Origin of the sequence: Streptomyces sp. NPDC099050 (genome assembly GCF_044759865.1) — a bacterium.
GTDB lineage: Bacteria > Actinomycetota > Actinomycetes > Streptomycetales > Streptomycetaceae > Streptomyces.
On record NZ_JBIWAE010000001.1, the window covers coordinates 214,378 to 234,669 of the forward strand.

At 73.2% G+C, this 20,292-nt stretch carries 23 protein-coding genes and 1 pseudogene; 13 read left to right on the plus strand and 11 right to left on the minus strand.

Annotated features, from left to right (window positions below):
• Positions 1–39 precede the first annotated feature (39 nt).
• The 7 genes and pseudogenes from ACIQV3_RS00955 to ACIQV3_RS00985 form a co-directional block, all read left to right on the plus strand.
• Positions 40–174: pseudogene (locus tag ACIQV3_RS00955) on the plus strand (helix-turn-helix domain-containing protein); the annotation flags it as partial.
• 235 nt (positions 175–409) lie between these two features.
• Positions 410–808: a hypothetical protein gene (locus ACIQV3_RS00960; RefSeq protein ID WP_403708397.1), complete on the plus strand. Its 399-nt coding sequence runs from the start codon at positions 410–412 to the stop codon at positions 806–808.
• Positions 805–1,584 (plus strand): transcriptional regulator, encoded by a 780-nt coding sequence (locus ACIQV3_RS00965; RefSeq protein ID WP_403708399.1) that lies wholly within the window; start codon positions 805–807, stop codon positions 1,582–1,584. Before ACIQV3_RS00960 ends, ACIQV3_RS00965 begins: the two co-directional genes overlap by 4 nt.
• A gap of 71 nt (positions 1,585–1,655) precedes the next feature.
• Positions 1,656–2,072, plus strand: a complete 417-nt coding sequence (locus ACIQV3_RS00970) for a roadblock/LC7 domain-containing protein (RefSeq protein ID WP_403708401.1) — start codon at positions 1,656–1,658, stop codon at positions 2,070–2,072.
• 93 nt (positions 2,073–2,165) lie between these two features.
• A complete protein-coding gene (locus ACIQV3_RS00975) occupies positions 2,166–2,540 on the plus strand; it encodes a hypothetical protein (protein ID WP_403709124.1) in 375 nt (124 codons plus the stop codon).
• 161 nt (positions 2,541–2,701) lie between these two features.
• Positions 2,702–6,292 (plus strand): CDP-glycerol glycerophosphotransferase family protein, encoded by a 3,591-nt coding sequence (locus ACIQV3_RS00980; protein WP_403708403.1) that lies wholly within the window; start codon positions 2,702–2,704, stop codon positions 6,290–6,292.
• Positions 6,293–6,415: 123 nt separating this feature from the next.
• Positions 6,416–6,898, plus strand: coding sequence for a VOC family protein (locus tag ACIQV3_RS00985; RefSeq protein ID WP_403708405.1), 483 nt, complete (start codon positions 6,416–6,418; stop codon positions 6,896–6,898).
• Between the two features lie 31 nt (positions 6,899–6,929).
• Here ACIQV3_RS00985 and ACIQV3_RS00990 read toward each other — a convergent pair whose 3' ends face one another.
• Positions 6,930–7,670, minus strand: coding sequence for an SIR2 family NAD-dependent protein deacylase (locus ACIQV3_RS00990; protein WP_403708407.1), 741 nt, complete (start codon positions 7,668–7,670; stop codon positions 6,930–6,932).
• Between the two features lie 46 nt (positions 7,671–7,716).
• Complete coding sequence (locus tag ACIQV3_RS00995; protein ID WP_403708409.1) at positions 7,717–8,034, minus strand: hypothetical protein; 318 nt, start codon at positions 8,032–8,034, stop codon at positions 7,717–7,719.
• Between ACIQV3_RS00995 and ACIQV3_RS01000 the strand changes: the two genes are divergently transcribed.
• The gene (locus ACIQV3_RS01000) at positions 8,033–8,911 is read left to right on the plus strand and encodes an ATP-grasp domain-containing protein (RefSeq protein WP_403708411.1); all 879 of its coding nucleotides are present in this window, start codon (positions 8,033–8,035) and stop codon (positions 8,909–8,911) included. The genes ACIQV3_RS00995 and ACIQV3_RS01000 overlap by 2 nt on opposite strands.
• Before the next feature lie 52 nt (positions 8,912–8,963).
• Positions 8,964–9,842, plus strand: coding sequence for a GNAT family N-acetyltransferase (locus tag ACIQV3_RS01005; RefSeq protein ID WP_403708413.1), 879 nt, complete (start codon positions 8,964–8,966; stop codon positions 9,840–9,842).
• Between the two features lie 128 nt (positions 9,843–9,970).
• Here the strand turns inward: ACIQV3_RS01005 and ACIQV3_RS01010 are convergent, their stop codons facing one another.
• The 3 genes from ACIQV3_RS01010 to ACIQV3_RS01020 all read right to left on the minus strand — a co-directional run bounded on the left by ACIQV3_RS01010 (position 9,971) and on the right by ACIQV3_RS01020 (position 11,371).
• Positions 9,971–10,414 (minus strand): subtilase-type protease inhibitor, encoded by a 444-nt coding sequence (locus ACIQV3_RS01010; RefSeq protein ID WP_403708415.1) that lies wholly within the window; start codon positions 10,412–10,414, stop codon positions 9,971–9,973.
• A 185-nt stretch (positions 10,415–10,599) separates the two neighbouring features.
• Positions 10,600–11,058, minus strand: coding sequence for a Crp/Fnr family transcriptional regulator (locus ACIQV3_RS01015; protein WP_403708417.1), 459 nt, complete (start codon positions 11,056–11,058; stop codon positions 10,600–10,602).
• A gap of 130 nt (positions 11,059–11,188) precedes the next feature.
• The gene (locus ACIQV3_RS01020) at positions 11,189–11,371 is read right to left on the minus strand and encodes a hypothetical protein (protein WP_403708419.1); all 183 of its coding nucleotides are present in this window, start codon (positions 11,369–11,371) and stop codon (positions 11,189–11,191) included.
• A gap of 299 nt (positions 11,372–11,670) precedes the next feature.
• On the opposite strand from ACIQV3_RS01020, the gene ACIQV3_RS01025 reads away from it, so the two are divergent.
• Complete coding sequence (locus ACIQV3_RS01025; RefSeq protein ID WP_403708421.1) at positions 11,671–14,400, plus strand: DNRLRE domain-containing protein; 2,730 nt, start codon at positions 11,671–11,673, stop codon at positions 14,398–14,400.
• A gap of 16 nt (positions 14,401–14,416) precedes the next feature.
• Positions 14,417–14,671: a hypothetical protein gene (locus ACIQV3_RS01030; RefSeq protein ID WP_403709174.1), complete on the plus strand. Its 255-nt coding sequence runs from the start codon at positions 14,417–14,419 to the stop codon at positions 14,669–14,671.
• On the opposite strand, the gene ACIQV3_RS01035 is transcribed toward ACIQV3_RS01030, so the two are convergent.
• Entirely contained in the window at positions 14,659–15,153 is a 495-nt protein-coding gene (locus ACIQV3_RS01035) for a DUF3224 domain-containing protein (RefSeq protein WP_403708423.1), read from the minus strand. The two genes, ACIQV3_RS01030 and ACIQV3_RS01035, sit on opposite strands and share 13 nt — an antisense overlap.
• Before the next feature lie 130 nt (positions 15,154–15,283).
• Here ACIQV3_RS01035 and ACIQV3_RS01040 point away from each other — a divergent pair, with 130 nt between their 5' ends.
• Positions 15,284–16,339: a helix-turn-helix transcriptional regulator gene (locus ACIQV3_RS01040; protein WP_403708425.1), complete on the plus strand. Its 1,056-nt coding sequence runs from the start codon at positions 15,284–15,286 to the stop codon at positions 16,337–16,339.
• Between the two features lie 47 nt (positions 16,340–16,386).
• Here ACIQV3_RS01040 and ACIQV3_RS01045 read toward each other — a convergent pair whose 3' ends face one another.
• Both ACIQV3_RS01045 and ACIQV3_RS01050 read right to left on the minus strand, forming a co-directional pair.
• Positions 16,387–16,770 carry a S26 family signal peptidase gene (locus tag ACIQV3_RS01045; protein WP_403708427.1) on the minus strand — a complete coding sequence of 128 codons (384 nt, stop codon included), beginning with the start codon at positions 16,768–16,770 and terminating at the stop codon, positions 16,387–16,389.
• Between the two features lie 55 nt (positions 16,771–16,825).
• Positions 16,826–17,296: a hypothetical protein gene (locus ACIQV3_RS01050; RefSeq protein ID WP_403708429.1), complete on the minus strand. Its 471-nt coding sequence runs from the start codon at positions 17,294–17,296 to the stop codon at positions 16,826–16,828.
• Between the two features lie 153 nt (positions 17,297–17,449).
• On the opposite strand from ACIQV3_RS01050, the gene ACIQV3_RS01055 reads away from it, so the two are divergent.
• Positions 17,450–17,833 carry a hypothetical protein gene (locus ACIQV3_RS01055; RefSeq protein ID WP_403708431.1) on the plus strand — a complete coding sequence of 128 codons (384 nt, stop codon included), beginning with the start codon at positions 17,450–17,452 and terminating at the stop codon, positions 17,831–17,833.
• On the opposite strand, the gene ACIQV3_RS01060 is transcribed toward ACIQV3_RS01055, so the two are convergent.
• The 3 genes from ACIQV3_RS01060 to ACIQV3_RS01070 all read right to left on the minus strand — a co-directional run bounded on the left by ACIQV3_RS01060 (position 17,800) and on the right by ACIQV3_RS01070 (position 19,922).
• A complete protein-coding gene (locus ACIQV3_RS01060) occupies positions 17,800–18,345 on the minus strand; it encodes an adenylate kinase (RefSeq protein ID WP_403708433.1) in 546 nt (181 codons plus the stop codon). The two genes, ACIQV3_RS01055 and ACIQV3_RS01060, sit on opposite strands and share 34 nt — an antisense overlap.
• A gap of 29 nt (positions 18,346–18,374) precedes the next feature.
• Positions 18,375–19,211, minus strand: a complete 837-nt coding sequence (locus ACIQV3_RS01065; RefSeq protein ID WP_403708435.1) for a MerR family transcriptional regulator — start codon at positions 19,209–19,211, stop codon at positions 18,375–18,377.
• 228 nt (positions 19,212–19,439) lie between these two features.
• The gene (locus ACIQV3_RS01070) at positions 19,440–19,922 is read right to left on the minus strand and encodes a hypothetical protein (RefSeq protein ID WP_403708436.1); all 483 of its coding nucleotides are present in this window, start codon (positions 19,920–19,922) and stop codon (positions 19,440–19,442) included.
• Positions 19,923–20,292 lie beyond the last annotated feature (370 nt).

Below are 20,292 nucleotides of genomic sequence, written 5' to 3' on the forward strand. Positions count from 1 at the left end.
ATCGGTTCCGTACAGCGGGCGTTGCGGCTCGTGGAGGCGATGTACGCGGAGGGCGGGGCGACCGCCAAGCGGCTCTCCCGGCTCACCGGAATCCCGTTGCCCACGGTGTACCACCTGCTGCGCACCCTCAGCCACGAGGGCTACGTACAGCGCGAGGGCGGATCCTTCCGGCTCGCGGACGATCTGCCGCTCGCCTCGTGACGGCGGCCCGCGCGCGGGGAGTTCGGGGCGCGCGATCGAAGGTAATGATCAAAATGCGTGGGGTTCCGGCCAAGCTGTCACGTGCCATCGCGCATGTTCCAGCGGAAAATGCCAGAACGCCCTTCCACAGTGTGGAAGTTGAGTAAGTTCCCTTCTGTCGCGCCGTAGCCCGTGCACCACGCACGGTCCGGCCGGGAGGGGAGCCCGCGTGCCCGGGATCGACGAATGTCTGCTCGAAGCCATGGCCCTGCCCGGCGCCAGGGGTGCCGCGCTGGTCGACTGGAGCAGCGGACTGGCCCTCGGCACCGCCGGGGAATCACCGGTGGGGGACCACGAGACCACCGCTGCCGAGACCGCCGAGCTGGCCCGGGCGGCCGCCGAATACGAGTCCTTCGCCCCGGGCGGGCCCGAGGCGCAGGACGGCGCCGGGCCGCCCGTGGAGGACCTGATCGTCACCACCCGGACCGGCTACCACGTGCTCCGCTTCGTCGAGACCAGCTTCGACAGCAGCGTGTTCCTGCACCTGTGGCTCGACCGGACCGACGGAAACCTCGCGCTCGCCCGGCACAGACTCCGGGCCCTGGCCGAGGAGCTGGTGCTGAAATGACCGCCGTCGCCACCGTCGCCGTCTCCCCCCTGCTCACCCGGCTCGCCGCCGAGCGGGCGACCGGCGCCCTGTTCCGCGAACGCGGCACGCTCTTCCTGGAGGACGGCCGCGTGGTGCACGCGGAGAGCCCGGCCACCCCCGGACTCGACGTCCTGCTCACCACGGGCGGGGGCCTCACCCCCGAGCGCTGGACCGAAGCCGTGAACGAGGCCGGCGCCCGCCGCCAAGTCGCCCGGTTCCTCGTCGACAGTGGCGGGCTCGCGGGCGGCGAGCTGGAGATATGCCACCTCGCCGCGATCTTCGACGCCGCCTTCTTCGCACTCTCCCCGGGCAGCGGCCCCTCCCGCTTCCGGCGCGGGGCCACCCACTGGATCGGCTCCGTCCGTTCCGTTCCGGCCGCCGCCGTCGAGCGGGAGACCTGCCGCCGCCGGGAACTCCTCGACGCGGTCTGGCCCTATCCGCTGCTGGACACCTCCCCGGTCGTGCCCCGGGCCGCCGCCCCCGGGCAGACCGTCACCGCCCGCCAGCGGATCCTGCTCGACCTGGCCGACGGGGTAAGGACACCCGCGGACCTCGCCTGGGTGCTGGGCCGGCCGGCCTTTCACACCCTGCTCGACGTACGACGCCTCGCGGCGGCCGGGCTGGTCGAGACCCCGCACGCGCCGGCACCCGCCGCCGCGGCGGAGGCGCCGCTGCCCGACTGGATGACGCAGGCGCAGTCCCCGGACGTGGCGCTGCTGCGCCGGTTACGCGACGCACTGGAGGCAAGCCTGTGAGGCTCCCGCTGCGAGCCGCCCAGCGCGGCGACCGTTCCGAGCGGCGGCAGTCCGAAAGGAGAAGGTCCGACATGAGTACGGTGCCCGCCGAAGCCGAGGCCGAGATACTCGCCGAGCTCCGCCGGCTGCGGGCCCGGGTCCCGCAGCTGGGCGGCGCCCTCGCCGCGAGCGTCGACGGCCTGGTCCTGGCCCACGACAGCGCCGCCGCCGAGGCGGAATCCGTCGCGGCCCTCACCGCCGCGGCCCTCGGAGTGGCCCAGCGGCTCAGCGACTGCACCGGGCAGGGCGGGTTCCGCGAGCTGCTCGTGCGCGGGGAGGACGGTTACGTCGCCACCTACGCGGCGGGCGAAGCGGCCGTGCTGACCCTGATCGCGGAGCCGCGCGTCAACGTCGGCCGGCTGCACCTGGAGGCCCGCCGTTCCAGCCTGCGCATAGCGGAGCTGATCGACCAGAGCCTCGGCCGCCGCGGCCCGGCCCCGGGCTCCTGATCCCGTCGTACCGACCGAACGCACTGACGAACCGCACTGACGAACCGCACTGACCGAAAACGTCCAGGACACCGAAGAGAAATGGGAACAGCCATGGCCAACGTGGAGACATCGCTCAAGGAAGCCACCACCAGCATCGAAGGCGTGCTCGGCGTCGCCCTGGTCGACTGCAGCAGCGGTATGGCCCTCGGCACCATCGGCGGCGGAAAGGACCTCGACCTCACGGTCGCCGCGGCGGGCAACACCGACGTGGTGCGGGCCAAGCTCCGCACGATGGAGATGCTCGGCCTGAAGGACGAGATCGAGGACATCCTCATCACCCTCGGAAGCCAGTACCACCTGATCCGGCTCCTGAAGGGACGGGGCTCCGCGGGGCTCTTCCTCTACCTCGCGCTCGACAAGACGCGGGCCAATCTCGCGATGGCCCGGCACCAGCTGAAGAGGATCGAGGCGGAGCTGGACGTCTGATTCGATGACGGCGAGGTGGCGGGCGGCCGAACTCATCGCCGCCCGCCCCGCGGCTTCTCGCTTTATGCCCGAGATGACCGATATTTATCATCTCGTTACAGAGTAAGATGCTGTAATCGGCTGATCATCAAAGTGTTATTGAGCTGGAGAACTCGCCACCAATGCCCCCGCGCCTGAGCATCGTCGTGCCCGTCTACAACGTCGAGCTCTATCTCGACGAGTGCCTGGAGTCCATCGCGGCACAGACTTTCGGTGACTTCGAAGTCGTACTCCTCGACGACGGCTCCACCGACGGCAGCGCGGCACTGGCTCAGGCCTTCGTGGACCGGGACGACCGCTTCCGGCTGGTCCTCCAGGAGAACGCGGGACTCGGCGCGGCCCGCAACGCGGGCGCCCGGCACATCAGCCCGGACAGCGAGTTCCTGGCCTTCGTCGACAGCGACGACACCCTGCCGCCGAACGCCTACCAGCGCATGATCGACGCCCTCGACAAGACCGGCTCCGACTTCGCCGCCGGCAACGTCAAGCGCTTCCGCTCCGTCGGCATGCAGCAGGCCTGGGGACACCGGGTCCCCTTCGCCTCGACCCGGCTGAAGACCCACGTCTCGAAGTTCCCGGCGCTGGTCACCGACCGCACCGCGTGGAACAAGGTCTACCGGCGCAGCTTCTGGGACGAGCACGCCTTCCAGTACCCGGAAGGCATCCTCTACGAGGACGCCCCCGTTTCCATCCCCGCGCACTACCTCGCCAAGAGCGTCGACGTCATCGGCGAGTGCGTCTACCACTGGCGGGTCCGCGAAGCCGGTGAGCGCTCCATCACCCAGCGGACCACCGACCCGGTTTCGGTCATCGACCGGGTCGCCTCCATCCGGCTGGTCCGCGAGGCCCTCCAGCGCGAGCAGGGCGCGGTCCACGCCCGCCACCTGCGCGACTACGACCACAACCTGCTGACCGAGGAACTCCAGCTCATCTACAAGTTCGTTCCGGAGGGCGGCGCGGACTTCCGTGCCGCCTTCGCCAAGGAAGTCGGCGGCCTCGTCCGGGAGATGGGATCCGGAACCTGGTCCGACCTGCCGGTCGGGGACCGGCTCAAGGCCTACCTCGCGGAACAGGGCCGGGTCGAGGAGTTCGTGGCCCTCATACGGCACCAGCGCGCGTTCCACCACAGCCTGCCGGTCAAGGGGCTGGCCCGCCCGCAGGCCGACTACCCCTTCCTCAAGGCGCCGGTTCCCGCGAAGATCCTCGCCCTCGGCCCGAGCGAACGGCACGTCATCAGCCGCGTGGAGCAGGTCCAATGGGCCGACGGCAAGCTGCTGCTGCGCGGCTACGCGGTGCCCGGCCACCTGGGCGCCGAGAGCCGCCTCGGCTCGCGCAAGATGCTGGTCTTCCGCGAGCAGGGCAAGCGCAAGGCCAAGGGCAAGGGCAAGAACAAGCCTCGCCGGGCCGTAGTCACCACCCGTACGGTCGCCTCCCCCCTGGCCACGGCGAACTCCCCGCACCTCACCCTGCGCCATGCCGACTGGGCCGGATTCAGCGCCGCCATCGACGCCACCGCCTTTCAGACGAACGGCCAGTGGAACGAAGGCGTGTGGACCGGGTCCGTCATCGCCACGGGCGCCGGCGGCCTGCACCGCGAGCGGCTCTCGCACGGCGAACACGACAGCGGACAGAACCCGCCCGCGCACTGGGTCGCCCCGGACGTGCGGATCGTGCCGAGCACCGGCGGTCTCTTCAGCGTCCAGGTCGAGATCGTCCGCGCCCGCGCCCTGGACGTCCGCCTCGACGGTGATGACATCGAGGTGTCGGGCGAGCTCGCCGCCGAGGTCGGCGCCGGAGCCACCCTGCGCGCGCTGCACGTCTCCAGCCGGGCCGTGCTCAACCTCCCGATGGAGACCGCTCCCGCCGTCGGCGGCGGCCGGATCCCCTTCACCGTACGGATTCCGCTGGCCGATCTGGCTGCCGTCCCGGCCTCCCCGGGCGTGCCCGGCCAGTGGGCTCCCAAGCCGTGGAACCTGACCGTGACCGGCGCGGACGGCGTGGAGCACCGCCTGGCACACGACGAGCGCGCCGGATTCGCCGGACTGATCGTCCCGTTGCCCGGCGGGGAGTCCGGACGGGCCCTCTTCGCCAAGCGCGGCACCACCGGACACCTCATCCTCTCGATCCAGCCCTCCCCGCCGCTGGTCGACGCCGTCGAGACCGGGAACGGCGCCCTGACGCTCCGGGGCCGGTTCGTCGCGCCCCTGGACGAGCCCTACGAGCTGGTCCTGCACAATGCGTCCGGCGTGGAGTTCAGCTATCCCGTGACCCGTGACGGGGACGCCTTCGAGGCCTCCTTCGAGCCGGTGTTCCCCGAGCACCACGCCGGCCGCGTCCCGCTGCCGCAGGGCCGCTGGTGGCCCACGCTGCGCCCGGTCTCCCAGGGCGGGGCTACCGCGAGCCTGCTCGGCGTCGACCGGGGCGTCCCGCTGCAATTCTCCCCGACCGCCCTGTATTCCGGACCCCACGCCGTGACGGTCCTGGGCCGCCGGATGCGCTTCGAATCGCGCCTCTACGACCGGCTCGTCCTGGTGGCCGACCCGATGCTCAGCCCGCACGACCGCTCGCGCTACGCGCAGCGGGTCGCGCGCGATGTCACGTACCCGGCGCAGCGGGCGCTCCCGCTCAAGGACGTCGTGCTCTACGACGCCTTCCAGGGGCACGGCGCGGGAGACTCGCCCCGCGCCATCCACGAGGAACTCTTGCGGCGCGGCGAGAAGCTCGAACACGTCTGGCTGGTGCGCGACGGCCGCGTCGAGGTCCCGCAGACCGCGCGCGCCGTCCAGTACGACAGCCTCGAATTCTGGGAGCTGCTCGCGCGCGCCCGGTACTACGTGGTCAACGACAGCGTGCCGCTCGCCTTCCGGCGCCGCCCCGGCCAGACCGTCGTACAGACGTGGCACGGTACGCCGCTGAAGCAGATCGGCCACGACTTCAACCACGACTACTACACCAGCCCCGCGGTGCTGGAGGCGCTGGAGCACGACAGCGCGCAGTGGTCGCTGCTCGCCTCCCCGGGCTCGTACGCCACCCCGGTCCTGAAGCGCGCGCTCGGCTACGACGGGGAGGTCATCGAATCGGGCAGCCCGCGCACGGACGCCCTGGTGCGCCCCGACGCGGCGCGGATCGCGGAGGTCCGCCGGCGGCTCGGCCTGCCGGAGGGCAAGAAGGTCGTCCTCTACCTGCCCACGTGGCGGGAGAACCGCGAGGGCTGGACGCTCACCTCCGGCTACAAGCTCGACCAGCGGATCGACCTGGACGCGGCCCGGCGCGAGCTCGGCGAGGACCACGTCCTGCTGGTCCGCAGCCACCACAAGGTCACCGAGCAGGTGTGCGAAGGCGTCCGAGACGGGTTCGTCGTCGACGTCTCGCGCTGGCCCGACACCACCGACCTGCTGCTCGTCGCCGACGTGCTGATCTCGGACTACTCCTCCGCGATCTTCGACTTCGCGCACACCGACCGGCCGGTCCTGCTCTTCACCTACGACCTGGAGCACTACCGGGACACCCTGCGCGGCTTCAGCTTCGACCTGGAGAAGAAGGCCCCGGGCCCGCTGCTCAGGGATTCGGCGAGCCTGATCGAGGCCGTGCGGAACGCGGACGCCGTGGGCGCGCGGTACGCGCAGGCGCGTGCGGCGTTCCGCGAGGAGTTCTGCGACCTGGACGACGGTCAGGCGGCCCGCCGCATCGTCGATCGCATGCTCGACGTGTAACCCGCCGGAGTGCATTGCGGACTGGATTCGGACCGGTCCCGGCCCCACCGATGAGTTTCCGGGCCGGGGCCGGTCTGTATGTGAGGGAACGGATTCCCCGTCCCTCACACTCCGGAGGCAGTCATGGCGAGCAACCCCTTCATCACGTGTCTGTGGTTCGACGGGGCGGCGGAGGCCGCCGCCGACTACTACCTCTCGGTCTTCAAGGACGGCAAGCGCGGCCGCGTGGGCCTTCGTCCCGAGCACAGCGGCGGCGTGGCGGGCGAGGTCATGGTCGTCGAGTTCGAGATCAACGGCCAGAGGTTCGTCGGGCTCAACGGCGGCCCGCAATTCCCCTTCACCGAGGCCGTCTCCTTCCAGATCCACTGCGCGGACGACGCCGAGGCGGACTACTACTACGAGGCGCTGACCGCCGACGGCGGCGCGGAATCCGCCTGCGGCTGGGTCAAGGACAAGTTCGGGCTGTCCTGGCAGGTCATCCCGGCCGGGGCCATCGAGCTGATCTCCGACCCCGACCCGGGGCGGGCCGGCCGGGCGGCGGCCGCGATGATGAAGATGAAGAAGCTCGACGTGGCGGAGATGCGGCGGGCGGCGGACGCGGGCTGAGACGGTCCCGGCGCGATCCGAAAGAGACGGGCTAGAGGCGTGCGCCCTCCGAGGCGATCCGCGCCAGCAGGGCGGGCAGCGCCGTCCCGATGGGCTCGCGGATCACCTCGTCGGCGAGGGAGTCGTACGGGGTCTCCTGCGCGTTCACGATGATCAGGCGGGCCCCGGCCTCCGCGGCCATCCCGGCCAGCGAGGCCGCCGGCTGCACCTGGAGCGTCGAGCCCACGGCCACGAAGACCTGGCACCCCTGGGCGACCGCGACCGCCTGCGCCAGCACCTCGGGGTCCAGCCGCTCCCCGAACATCACGGTCGCCGCCTTCAGGATCCCGCCGCACGCCAGGCAGGCCGGATCCGGCTCCCCGGCGGCGACCCGGGCCAGCGCCTCGTCCATGCCGGTCCGGGCACGACAGGCCGTGCACACCACCGCCCGCGCCGTGCCGTGCAGCTCGAACACCTTCCGCGCGGGGGTCCCGGCGAGCTGGTGCAGCCCGTCCACGTTCTGCGTGATCACCCGCAGCGGGATCCCGGCACGCTCCAGATCGGCGACGGCGAGGTGCGCGGCGTTCGGCCGCGCCCCCAGGGCGCCGAGCTCGGCGCGCATCAGCCAGGACCGGCGCCGGATCTCCGGATCGGCCATGTAGGGCGCGTAGGTCACGAGCTTCTCGGCGTCGGGCTCCCGCCGCCACAATCCCCGCGGCCCCCGGTAGTCGGGAATTCCCGAATCGGTGGACATTCCGGCCCCACTGAACACTGCGACGAGCGGCTTTCCCATGCGCCGAGCCTAGGGAGCGGGCGCGCTCTTCTCCACAGGGTTTCGCTCAGCCCGACGCGTGCGCGCCTACGCCCGTGCCCGGTCCGGCGTCCGGGCCGAGGTCCGGTCCGACGTACGGTCCGAGGGCCGGGCCGACGCCCGTGTCCGCGTCCAGGAGCTTCTGGAGGCGCGGGACCGCGAAGTCCACGAGGGCGGCCACCGGAAGGAGGCGGCAGACCGCGCCGCCCACCTCCTCCGAGGTGCAGGCCGCAACGGCCACCTTCCCGGCCGCCGGCTGCCATGTCCACGGGGACCAGATCATCCCGGTGGGCGCCCGGGGAACCCGGCCCCCGTCTTCGCGCCGGACTCCGTAGGGTGGCCGCATGCCGACCACCGTCCTGTACTGCTCCGATCCGCTGAACGGGCGCCGCGCCGAAGCCCACTTCGCAGAGGAGGCCCGCGCGGTGCGCGACGCCGGGGGTGGCATCGGGCTCATCGATCACGACGCCCTGCTGGCCGGGGACGCCGGCCGGGCCGTGGCCGGGGTCCCCGCCGGGGCGGGAGCGCTCTGGTACCGGGGCTGGATGATTCCCGCGGGTCGGTACGCCGACCTCGACGCGGCCCTGCGCGAGCGCGGCGCCGGACTGCGCGTCACCCCGAAGGCCTACCGGCGCGCCCACGAACTCCCCGGCTGGTACGAGGCGTTCGCCGGACTCACCCCGCCCAGCCGCTGGCTGGCGACACCCCCGGGGAAGACCCCGGAGTCGGCCCGGCTCGCGGACGCCGCCGTGGCCCTCCCCTCGCGCGCGGGCATCGTCAAGGACTACGTCAAGTCCCGCAAGCACGAGTGGGCCGAGGCCTGCCACCTCCCCGACCTCACGGACCGGGCCGCCGTCCACCGCGTGGTGAACCGGTTCGTGGAACTCCAGGGCGAGGACCTGGTCGGCGGGGTGGTGCTGCGCGCCTTCGAAGAGTTCACGGCGGCCGAGGGCGAGGCCGGCGAGGTACGGGTCTGGTGGCGCGACGGCGAGCCCCGACTGGTCACCGCCCACCCCGACAGCCCGTACGCCGTCGCCGCGGCGCCGGACCTCGCACCGGTGCGGGCCGCCGTCGCGGAGCTCGGCTGCGCCTTCGTCACCACGGACCTCGCGCTGCGCGCGGACGGCGTCTGGCGGGTCGTGGAGGTGGGCGACGGGCAGGTGAGCGACCTGCACCGGGAGGCCGATCGCACGGCGTTCGTCCGCCTCCTGACGGCCGGTTGAGCCCGGACGGGACGCGGGCCGGGGCGCGGGCGCATCTGGTACAACGTCGGACATGACGGGACTCGCTGGATTCGAGATCAACGGCGCGAGCGTCGCCGACATGGCGCTCATCCGGGACTGGGCAGACGAAGAGGGCTGGAACCCGGGGGACTCCGACCGGTTCGCGTTCGCCGCCGCCGATCCGGGCGGATTCCTCGTCGGGCGGCTCCGCGGGGAGCCCGTCGCTTGTATCTCGGCCATCCGGTACGGGGCCGGATTCGGCTTCATCGGCTTCTACATCGCCCGTCCCCACGTCCGCGGCCAGGGGTACGGGATCCGGCTGTGGAAGGCCGGAATGGAGCGGCTCGACGGGCGGCTCGTCGGGCTGGACGGGGTGGTCGAGCAGCAGGACAACTACCGCAAGTCCGGCTTCCGCTCGGCCTGGAACAACGTCCGCCACGAGGGGGTGCCGCGGGAGTCCGGGCCGCCCGGCACGGGAAGGGAGGAGGCCGCGCCCGAGGTGCGGATCGTGGACGCCGCCACCCTGCCCTTCGGGCAACTCGCCGCGTACGACCGGAGGTTCTTCCCCGCGCCGCGCGACGCCTTCCTCGCGGCCTGGGTCGGACTGCCCGGCCGCAGCGCCCTCGCCGCCGTCCGGGACGGCCGGATCGAGGGGCTCGGCGTCGTCCGGCCGGGCAGCGGCGCCGCCCGGATCGGCCCGCTCTACGCGGCCGACCCGGCCGTCGCCGCGGCGCTGCTGTTCCGGCTCGCGGAGCGGACGCCCGACGGCGCGGTGGCCGTGGACGTACCGGACGCCCATCCGCGAGCCGCCGCCCTGCTGGGCGGACTGGGCCTGACCCCGACGTTCGAGACCGCCCGGATGTACACCGGCCAGGGGCCGGACCTCGACCTGACCGGCATGTACGGGGTCACGAGCCTGGAACTGGGCTGATCCCGGAGGCCGGGCCGGTATCGGAGCCCGGGCCGGAATCGGAGTCCGGGCCGGTATCGGAGCCCGGGCCGGAATCGGAGTCCGGGCCGGAATCGGAGTCCGGGCCGGTATCGGAGTCCGGGCCGGTCTCAGATGGTGAAGAGCGTGCCGGTGCTGCTCCACAGGCCGCACGGGTTCGCGTAGGTGTAGGAGTAGTTCATCCGGCGGCCCTGCCACACGCCTTCGGCGGTGACGGTCACCGGGCTCCACTCCCGGGTACACGCCGCGTCGGGGCGCGGCTCGGCGAGCGCGTCCAGCTCGGGTGCGTGGGCCTGTAACTCGGCGCACGCCGCGTCCGGATCCGGGTGGGTTCCGCCGGGCCGGGGTGCGCAGACCAGGGTGACCGCGCGCAGCACCGTACCGCTCACCGCGTCCTCGCCGTCGGTGACGCTCAGGACGAGCGCGGACGGGGCGTACAGGCTTTCGCCGCCGGCGGGCGCGGCTCCGGCGATGCCGGAGCCCGTCAGGGCGGTGAGGGCGGTGAGCCCCATGGCGGCGGACGACAGTCCCAGGGTCCTGGTGACGGATCGCATGTCGAACACTCCTCGCGTCGTTGCGTCGGATAACGGACGCGAGTCTTGCCCATGCGGAACCGGAACGCCCGTTCGCACCTCTACTTCTCGTCACGCACCGCTCACGCATGACCGCAGACCGCAGCGGCCCCGGGTGGCTGACCTGTGGGGGAGCGCCCGGCGGAATCGGCCCGAACCCGACCGGATCAGCTGGCGGCGAGGCGGGGGGCGTACAGGTCCATGAGGCGGGTCCGGGTCTGGTGCAGCCGCAGTGCGAGGACCCGTCCGACCCAGTGGCCGAGGGCGGACCCGAAGGCCGGGTCGGCGTCCATGAGCATCCGTACGGTCGTGGCGTCGAACTCGTACGCGCGCACCGGCGTCATGGCCTCGGCGCCCAGCTGCCACACGTACGGCGGGAACAGCCACGACCACCCGACCAGTTCTCCGGGTCCCAGGCTCTCGATCGGGGTGGGGCGGCGGCCCGGTACCGGGATCTCCAGGGTCACCGTGCCGGAGCGCACGATCCAGAAGGAATCCGCCCGCCTGCCCTCGTCGAAGATCCGCGCGCCCTCGCGGAAATTGACATCACGGGCGTGGGACATCAGCCGCCCGCGATGCTCGGTCGACAGGACGGCAGCGATCCGGATGGGGGAAGGTGTGCTCACGACGGCCTCCGATCGGGACCCCCCGCTCACCCCAGTGTCGCCGACGGCGGACGGGACCGGGGTGTCCGTCTCCGGTGAATTGTCCGATTTTCGGCGAGGTAAACCCCGGGGGTCGTAACGGCGGCCCCGGCTACTCTTCGGCGCCGGCCTCCAGGCAGGCCAGCTCCATGGCGTCGAGGACGGCCTCGTGGGTGCGCCCGCTCAGCTCGGATACGTGTCCGATCTGCGCCGTCGCCCAGGCCGCCAGGGTCATGACCAGCACGCGGAGCCCGTCGGTACCGTGTTCGGCGAGGATCTCGTCGGCGGTGTCCATCGCCCTCTCGGGTACCAGTTCCGAGCCCGTGCCCGTCCCCCCACGGCACCGTAGAGGGGCACGGGCCCGGTGGGGGCGGCAATCGGGAGAACGGGCCCCGGAGTCCCAGGTTCCGGACGGGCGGATGCGGGCCGCGGGTGCGTGATCGGCGCGATTCGGCATCCGATGGGTCAAGTGCGGTGAACGGAAGCGGGATTCCCCCTAGGGTGCCCGTGGCCACGGCCGTGGACGTCCGTACGATGGTTTCCGGCCATTCGGCCTCTCGTAATGCGTCATACATTCACCGAACTGGGGGGTTCATGCATAGATCCAGAGGGCTGGCAACCGCTCTCGCCCTGGCCCTGGCAGGCACCTGCACGGCCATGGGCCTCGGCCTCACCGAAGAGGCCGCGGCCGTCACCCCGCCGGTGGCCTTCACCGCCGACGAGCTGCCCACCTGGCAGGCCAACGGTGTCGTCTGGGCCCTCGCCGAGGCCGGCGACCGGGTCTTCGTCGGCGGCACCTTCTCCGCGGTGCGTCCACCGGAAGGCGCCGCCGGAACCGAGCAGGAGGCGGTGAACTTCGCGACGCTCGACGCCGCGACGGGCGCCCCCACCTCCTGCAAGCTGTCCTTCACCGTGGGCTCCGGCACCGCCACCGTCCGCGGGCTCGTCCTCTCGCCGGACAAGACGACCCTGTACGCCGGCGGCTACTTCGGCGCCGTCAACGGCACCGCGGTCTCCAGCATCGCCGCCATCGACGTGGCGACCTGCACCGTGAAGACCGGCTTCCGGCCCGCCTTCGCGGCCACCGTCCGGGCCCTCGCCGTCACCGGTGACACCGTGTACGCGGGTGGGGACTTCCTCACCGTCGCGGGCCAGCCCCGCGAGCGGTTCGCCGCCGTCGACGCGGCCGACGGCACGCTGAAGCCCTTCACCGCGAACGCCGACGAGCCGGGCCGGGCCGTCGAGCTCACCCCGGACGGCGAACACGTGCTCCTGGGCGGTGACTTCTTCACCGTGGGCGGTACGAACAGCCACGCCCTCGCCGTCGTCGACGCGACGACCGGCGCCGTCACCAAGGCCTACCCGGGGTTCGTCGAGACCAACTCGGTGGTCAAGGACATCGCCACCGACGCGACCGGCTTCTACACCGCCAACGAGGGAACGGGCGGTGGCGTCTTCGACGGCCGGATCGCCCTGAACCTGAGTGACTTCGGCCAGCGCTGGCGCGACACCTGCCTCGGGGCGACCCAGGCCGTGCTCCCGTACCAGGACGTGCTCTACAGCGCCTCGCACGCGCACGACTGCTCCAGCGTCGGTGAGTTCCCGGACGGCCAGCGCCACCACCTGCTGGCCCAGCCGACCGCCTCGACCGGCAAGCTGGGCTGGGCCCCCGACACCAACGACGGCATCGGCGAGGGCATCGGCCCGCGCGTGATGGCGGTCGGCGCCAAGGGCGGCGTCCAGTACCTCTGGATCGGCGGCGAGTTCACCACCGTCAACGGTGCGGCGCAGCAGAGCCTGACGCGCTTCGCCTCCACCGGGGACACGGGTGCGCCCAGCGTCCCGGTGGCCAGCGCCGTCAGTTTCAAGCCCGGTGAGGTCCAGGTGCGCTGGCGCACCAGCCTCGACCTGGACGACAGCGCGCTCACGTACAAGGTCTACCGGGGCGGTGCGGCCACGCCGATCGCCACGGTCGCGGCGGACTCGCTGTTCTTCCGCCGCCCGCAGACCTCCTGGACCGACACCACCGTCACGGCGGGGCAGTCCTACACCTACCGGGTGACCGCCACCGACGCGGCCGGCAACGCCAGCGCCCTGTCGGCGACGGCGAGCGTGACGGTCCCGAACTCGGCCGACGCGTACCCCAGCGCGGTCCGCGCGGACGGCGCCCAGCTGTTCTGGCGCTACGACGAGTCGGCCCTGCCCTTCGTGGCGGACTCCTCGGACGGCAACCAGAGCGGTGTGCACCTCAACGCCCCCGCCCTACGCCAGACGCCCGGTGCGGTCTCGGGCGCGAGCACGGCCATCGGCTTCAACGGCACGGACACCCAGGTGTACGGGGACCGGCGCCAGAACGTCGGCTCCACCTACAGCGTCGAGACCTGGTTCAAGACGAACACCACCACCGGCGGCAAGCTCGTCGGGTTCGGCAACAACCAGTCCCGCGGCAGCAGTCAGTACGACAAGCACATCTACATGACCAATGACGGCCGGCTCGTCTACGGCGTCTACAGCGGCGGCACCCACACCGTCACGACCGCCGCCGCGTACAACGACAACCAGTGGCACCACGTCGTCGCGACCCAGGGCCCGGGCGGCATGACCCTGTACGTGGACGGAGCGCAGAAGGGCACGCTGGGCTTCACCGCGCACGAGAACTTCGCCGGCTACTGGCACGCCGGCGGCGACAGCCTCGGCGGCTGGCCGGACCGTCCGGTCAGCGAGTACTGGGCGGGCAAGCTGGACGAGACCGCCGTCTATCCGACGGTCCTGAGCGCGGCCCAGGTGCAGAACCACCACGCCCTGGCCACCGCCCCGGCCGACTCGGTCGTCGAGGTCCAGGCCGCTGAGGACACGTACGCCAACGCGGGCGCCCCGGGCACCAATTACGGGACGTCGGGCTCGCTCGCGGTGCGCGGAACCTCGTTCTACGCGAGCTACCTGCGGTTCAACCTGCCCGCAGCGCCGGCCGGCACGGTGCTCAAGGCGGCCACGCTGAGCGTGAAGACCAGCACCATGGGCGGCGCCGGTACGGCGGACACGGTGTCCGTGGTCCCGGTCACCGGCTCCTGGACGGAGGCCGGGACCACCTACGCAAACCGCCCGGCGCTCGGCGGCCCGGCGCTCGGCAGCTTCGCGGGCGTCCCGGAGGGGTCGGCCGTCCAGACGACCGGCCTGGACAAGGCCACCCTTGCCGGGGCGCTCGGCGGCGCGTACGGCCTGGCGCTGAGCAGCGCCGGTACGGACGCGCTGTGGCTGTGGTCCTCGGAGGCCGCGGCCAACGAGGGCTCGCCGAAGCTGACGCTCACCTTCGGCGCGCCGTAGCCGGAGCGGGTCCCGCGTGCGGCGGCCGGGTGGTTCCTACGCCCGGCCGCCGCTGCCGTTCCTGCTCCGCTCCTGCCCCGTTCCTGCTCCGTTCCTGCTCCGCCCGGCCGCCGTGGTGGACGTGCGCCAGGATCTGCCGGAGCAGGGCGGCGACGTGCTCGTCCCGGCCACCGCACTCGGCCTCGGCATCGGCCCGGCGTTCTTGGGCGACGAGGGCTCCACCCTCGTGGTCGTCGCCAACGCGCTGCGCCTGCTGCGTTACGCCGACTGATCCGTGGCCGTGGCCGTGGCAGTGGTCGCGGCCGCGGCCGTCGCCGTGAACGCGTAGTCGAAGGCGTACTCGACCGAGGTGTCGCCGTAGCGGTGGACGAAGGAGCCGGAGCCGCCGAGACCGGTCAGGCCGCCGGTGCCCGAGCCGGGGACCACGGTGAAGCCGCAGTGGGTGCCGGTGGCGTCGAAGGTGCCGCGTTCCTCCAGGACGAAGGCGCCTTCGCGGCCGCCGACGGTACCGGTGACCAGCTCCATGCCGGTGAAGGTGCCGGTGCTGTCCCCCGTGTAGGCGACGGTGTAGGCGCAGGTCGTTTCGGGGGCGGTGACGGCGCCGGCGAAGGCGTTGGTGACCGTGGCGCGGGCCAGGCGGGGGAAAACGCCTTCCGGGCCGACCGGGCTCTCCTCCCAGTCCTTGAAGGTGAAGCTGTTGGTGGTGGATGTGGTGGAGGTGGGGGGCGGGGTGGTCGGGGTCGTCGTGGGCACGGGGGTCTCCTGAGCTGGGTCCTGTGGGGTGGGCGTGGTGCGGGTCCTGCGGGCGGGCTGCGGGCCCGTCCGTGCACAGCCTGGACGGCGTACCTGACATCTCCTGTCAGGTATGCCGGACAATGACCGCATGCGCGCCGACCGGCTCCTCTCCCTCCTCCTGCTGCTCCAGAACCGCGGCCGGATGACCGCCCCCGAGCTCGCCGCCGAGTTGGAGGTCTCCGTCCGCACCGTGTACCGGGACGTCGAGGCGCTCGGCGCCTCCGGGATCCCCGTCCACGCGGACCGCGGGCCGGCGGGCGGGTTCCGTCTCGTCGACGGCTACCGGACCCGGCTCACCGGTCTCACCGACGTCCAGGCGGGCTCCCTGTTCCTCGCCGGAGCCCCCGGCCCCGCCCGGGACCTCGGCCTCGGCGCGGACCTCACCGCCGCCCAGCTGAAGCTCCAGGCCGCCCTGCCCGCCGAACTCGCGGACCGGGCCCGCCGGATCCAGCAGCGCTTCCACCTCGACGCTCCCGCCTGGTTCCGCGACGCCGACCCCGTACCGCATCTCGCTCGGATCGCCGAGGCGGTGTGGGAGCAGCGGATCCTGAAGACCCATTACCGTCGCTGGCGCGGCGCCGTCCACCGGGACCTGTGGCCGCTCGGACTCGTCCTCAAGGGGGGCATCTGGTACCTGGTCGCCCGGGCCGCGGAGGCAGTGGAGGCTGCAGGGGCAGGGCCAAGGCCAGGCGCAGAGGTGGCGGGAGAGGCCGTGAGGGCCCGGGCCACCCCGGGGAAGGCCGAGGGAGCCGTGCGGACCTACCGGGTGGGGCGGTTCCTCGCCGTGGACACCCCGGGCGGGCGCTTCGAACGCCCCGAAGGGTTCGAACTCGCGGCGTACTGGGAGGAGTCCGCCCGCCGCCTGGAGGCGGCCACGCGCCGGCAGACCGCCCTCGTACGGCTCTCCCCGCACGCCGTGCGCCTGCTGCCGATGTGGTTCGGGGCGGCCGGCGTCCGCGCCCTCGCCACCGCCGGGCCGCCGGACGCGGAAGGCCGGGTGGACGTGGAACTCGCCGTCGAGTCGGGTTCCGTGGCCGTCGGCGACCTGCTCCGCCTCGGCGCGGAGGCCGAGGTGCTCGGCCCGCCGGAGCTGCGCCGGGCCCTCGCGGACGCGGTGGCCGAACTGGCCGGGCGCTACCGGTGAGAACGGGTGGCTCCGGCCGGGAGACGGCCTCGGGCGGGACTCTCGGATCAGGTCGGGCCCGCGGTGTCCGGGCCCGCGGTGTCCGGCGCCCCGCGGACCTTGGCCGCCGCCCCGGGGCGGGGGACGTCGTCCACCGCGAGACAGATCCCGAAGACCCGGTCGTGGCCGGTCCAGCCGTTGACGCGGCCCCGGTTGTTGGAGATCTGGATCCGCCGGCGCGGGGCGTCCACGGCCGTGACGAGGTGCAGGTACACCGTGCCGGACACCCGGGCCAGCACGATGTCGCCGGGTTCCACCAGAGCGGGGTCGGCCGGGGCGACGCGAACGCGCTGCCGGCTGTGGACGAGCGGGACCATGGACGTGCCGGTGGGCCGGAACTCCACCGTGGCGCCCGCGCGGACACGGTCCGCCTGGACTTCGAGCATTCCCATCGGGCGAGTGTGCCCCGGCGCCGTGACCGGCGGACACGGGTTTTCGCCGGGGGCCTCAGGGGGTGGGCGGTGGCTCGACCTCCAGGAAGCGGCGGCGGCGGGGGCCGCGGTACAGCAGGCAGACCCAGCCGAGCCGTTCGAGCGCGGCCGCGCAGGCCGTGAGGCGTTCCTGCTCCTCCTCGGCCGCGCCGCCGCCCGGCGGGCCGAGCCAGGTCACCTCGACGCGGCCGTCCCCGGAGGCCGCGGGGCCCACCCGGTACCCGGTCCGGATGCGTGGCCCGTCCGGGTCCCGCGGATCCCGTGCCGAGGGCGGGATGCCCGCCGCCTCCAGTACGAGGGCCACCGCGCGCGGCATCAGCCGGAGTTCCCAGGGGGCGGGAACCGCGGAGCCCGAGGGGCCGTTGACGAGCTGGCGGATCTGGAGCAGCCCCTCGTAGGCGGTACGGAGTTCTGCCGCGCGCCCCGTTCCGGAGGGCACGGGGCCGTCACCGCTCGCCGGTTCGAAGCCCTGCCCGGGTGTGTTCACGTACGGCCGTCCCCTCGTCCGATCCGATCCGACCCGACCCGACCCGACCCGACCCGATCAAGTCTCGGCCGGTCCGTTTCTGAGTACCTCACACCCAACGGTCTGAGTATCCGGCCCGATTCCCGGGACGGCCCCCGCTGATGGAATGGGGGCATGACCTCGGAAGCCGGCATCGCCACCGCCATCGCCATCGCCACCGCCACCGCGCCCGCGCCCGCCGCGAGCCGCCCGCGGATGCAGCAGCACGTGACCACCGCCGGCTCGGCCCTGGCCGTGGCCCTGGTCCCGCTCGTGGTCGGGGTCCTGGTGGCCAAGGGGCTCGCCGCGGACCCGCACGCACCGGTCAACGCCCTGATCACCGGCGGCGGTCAGCGCGCCGGTCTGCCGGGGGCGGAGTGGCGCCGCCGTGGGCACGCCACCATGCGCCGGCTGCGCACCGCCCGGCGCGGAGCCGTGCGCGGAACGGTGCGCGGAACGGTGCGGGGCGCCGTCCGGGGACGTGCCTACGTGACGCCCGGCCGCCCCGCCGGGCACTGAGCCCGGAGCCAGGCCCCGGCGGCCTCCGGGGAGCGCAGCCGGACCACCCGCAGCGGGGCGAACCGAGCCTCACCGGCCAGAGCGCCGATCTCCGCCCGCCGGGCCCCGTACTGGGACCAGGCCCACCACGCGGGGTGGTCGGCGCGCAGCCACTCCCGCCACCGCTCGCGGTTGCCCCCGAACAGCCGCTTCCGCAACAGGCTCCGGCGCAGCGAGCGCACCAGCACCCGGCGCATGACGGTACGGCGCGGCTGGTCCAGCCACACCACGGTGTCGGCCCGCCACCACAGCAGCTCGCGCGCGGCCTCGGGCCCGTGGGAGTCGAGGCTCCACCGGTCGCCCTCCGCGATCCGCGCGAGGTCCGCGACGTAGGAGGGGCTGACGGCCCACCCCGGCCCGGAGAAGTGCAGCTCGTCCATCTCGTGGTACGGCAGGCCGAGGAGCCGGCCCAACTCCCGGGCCAGGGTGGACTTGCCGGCTCCGCTGATGCCGACGACGAGTACGCGTTGCATCAGCGGAGCCTAACCGGGGGCTCGGGCCGTCAGGCGCCGAGGGGCTCCTGGAGTTCGGTGACCCACTGGTCCCGGTCCGCCGGGCAGGACAGGGACACCTCGCGGGCGTAGCCGGAGGAGCGCTCCCCGTTCGCGTCGATCCACTGGGCCAGGGCCTGCGCGGTCGGCAGGACGGAGTCCATCGAACCCCGGTGCACGACCGTCGCCGCCCGCTCGACGGCGGGCAGCACGACGATGCGCACGTCGCCCCCGAGGTCCTCGGCCCGGACGCCCGCGGCGACCGCCACCCCGGCGTGGACCAGGACGGCACCGGGCCGCGAGGGGTCACCGGCGTCCTCGTAGTACGCCACGCCCGGTTCCGTCAGCGTGACTCCGGCGGCCTCGACACGGCTGAGCAGCTCGTCGTAGAGCGGGCCGATGACCGGGCCGATGTCCTGCCCCTCGTAGCTGGCCGCGATCCCGCTCAACTCGGCCAGGCGGACGGGCGGAAGGCTCTTCACGACGATGTCGATGGAAGACATGGTTCCCTCGTTCTCGATGATCCGGAGCCTCGTCTCGACCTGGGTCAGCCGGGCCGCCGCGGCGGCCATGGCCGATTCCAGTTCCGCCTGCCGCAGCCGCAGCATGCCGCGCAGCTCCTCCGCGCCGACCAGCTCGTCGAGTATCGACCCCACCTGTTCCAGGCTGAAGCCGAGCTCCTTGAGCGCGATGACACGGTTGAGGCGGGCGAGTTGCCCAGCCTCGTAGTAGCGGTAGCCGCTGGCGGGGTCGACACGGGCCGGGTGCAGCAGTCCGAGTGCGTCGTAGTGACGCAGCATGCGGACCGATACCCGGCCGTGCTTGGCGAAGTCTCCGATGGTGAACATGACGCCTTCCAGTGCAGGCCCTGACACGGTGTGAGAGTCAAGCGAGGCCAGAATATGCGGGCATCGGGCCAGGTCAGCGGCGCTGGGCGACGACGCGGGGCGGCGGCGTGGGGCGACCGCGTGGGCCAGCGGCTTGGGGCGGCGGGTCGAGCCGCCCGGTCGAGCCGCACGGTCGAGCCGGCCGGTCGAGCCGCTGGTCGGGTCAGGGCCTCGGGCCGGTCGTTCAGGTCAGCGGCCGGCCTGGCGGATGCAGAGGTCCACGATGGACGGCGGCAGTGAACCTTCCGCTGCCGCGCACAGCTCGTCCGTGCGGGGGAGCGGCGGTACGGGGTCGCGGCCGGGCCGGGCGGCGGTCGTCTTGGGCGGGTGCGCGCGGCGTGGCGCGGGCGGCTTCGCGCGCCGTTCGGCCGCCGGGCGGGGGGCCTTCACGGGCCGCCGGGAGGGTTCGCGGCCGCCGTCCGGGTCGGCGTCGGCCCGGTCGGCGGCGGCGGCCCTCGCCGGGAGTTCCCCGAGGGGCGGCGGCTCGGCGGGGAGTCCGACCGGACCGGCCGTGGGGGAGGCGTCGGCCGGCCGACCCAGATCCGGCGCGTCGGCGGGGGGCACGGAATCACGCGCGGGCACGGCGGCATCCCGCGGGCCGCCGACCGACACGCAGCCGGCGCTCGCGAGGAGGGCGACGAGGGAGAGGGGCAGGGCCCGGCGCAACTGCATCGGACCACCATGCCGCACGGGCGGGCGGGCCGGTTCCCGCCCTCACGCGCGTGGGAGGGACGGCGAGGGCGGGGCGGGGAGGGCGGAGCGGGCGGGGAAGAGCGCCCCAGGGGCTGCTGAAACGGTTCGGCGAGCTCACCGTGCCCGTTTCTGCCGTGACGGGGAGGTTCACCGGTCCGGGAGAACGCACACCTGGACGGGGCTGGACCTGACGGAGAAACCCAGACAAGGTTCGGAGGGGAACGACAGTACGGATGCCGGGGGAGGCGCGACCTCCGGTGCTCCGTGTTGCCGTGCCGGCTCCCCGGACCGGCGCCCGCCCGAGCGGCGGGAGCACTCCGGTGGGCCGCCCGTCTGCCCGCCCGCCTGC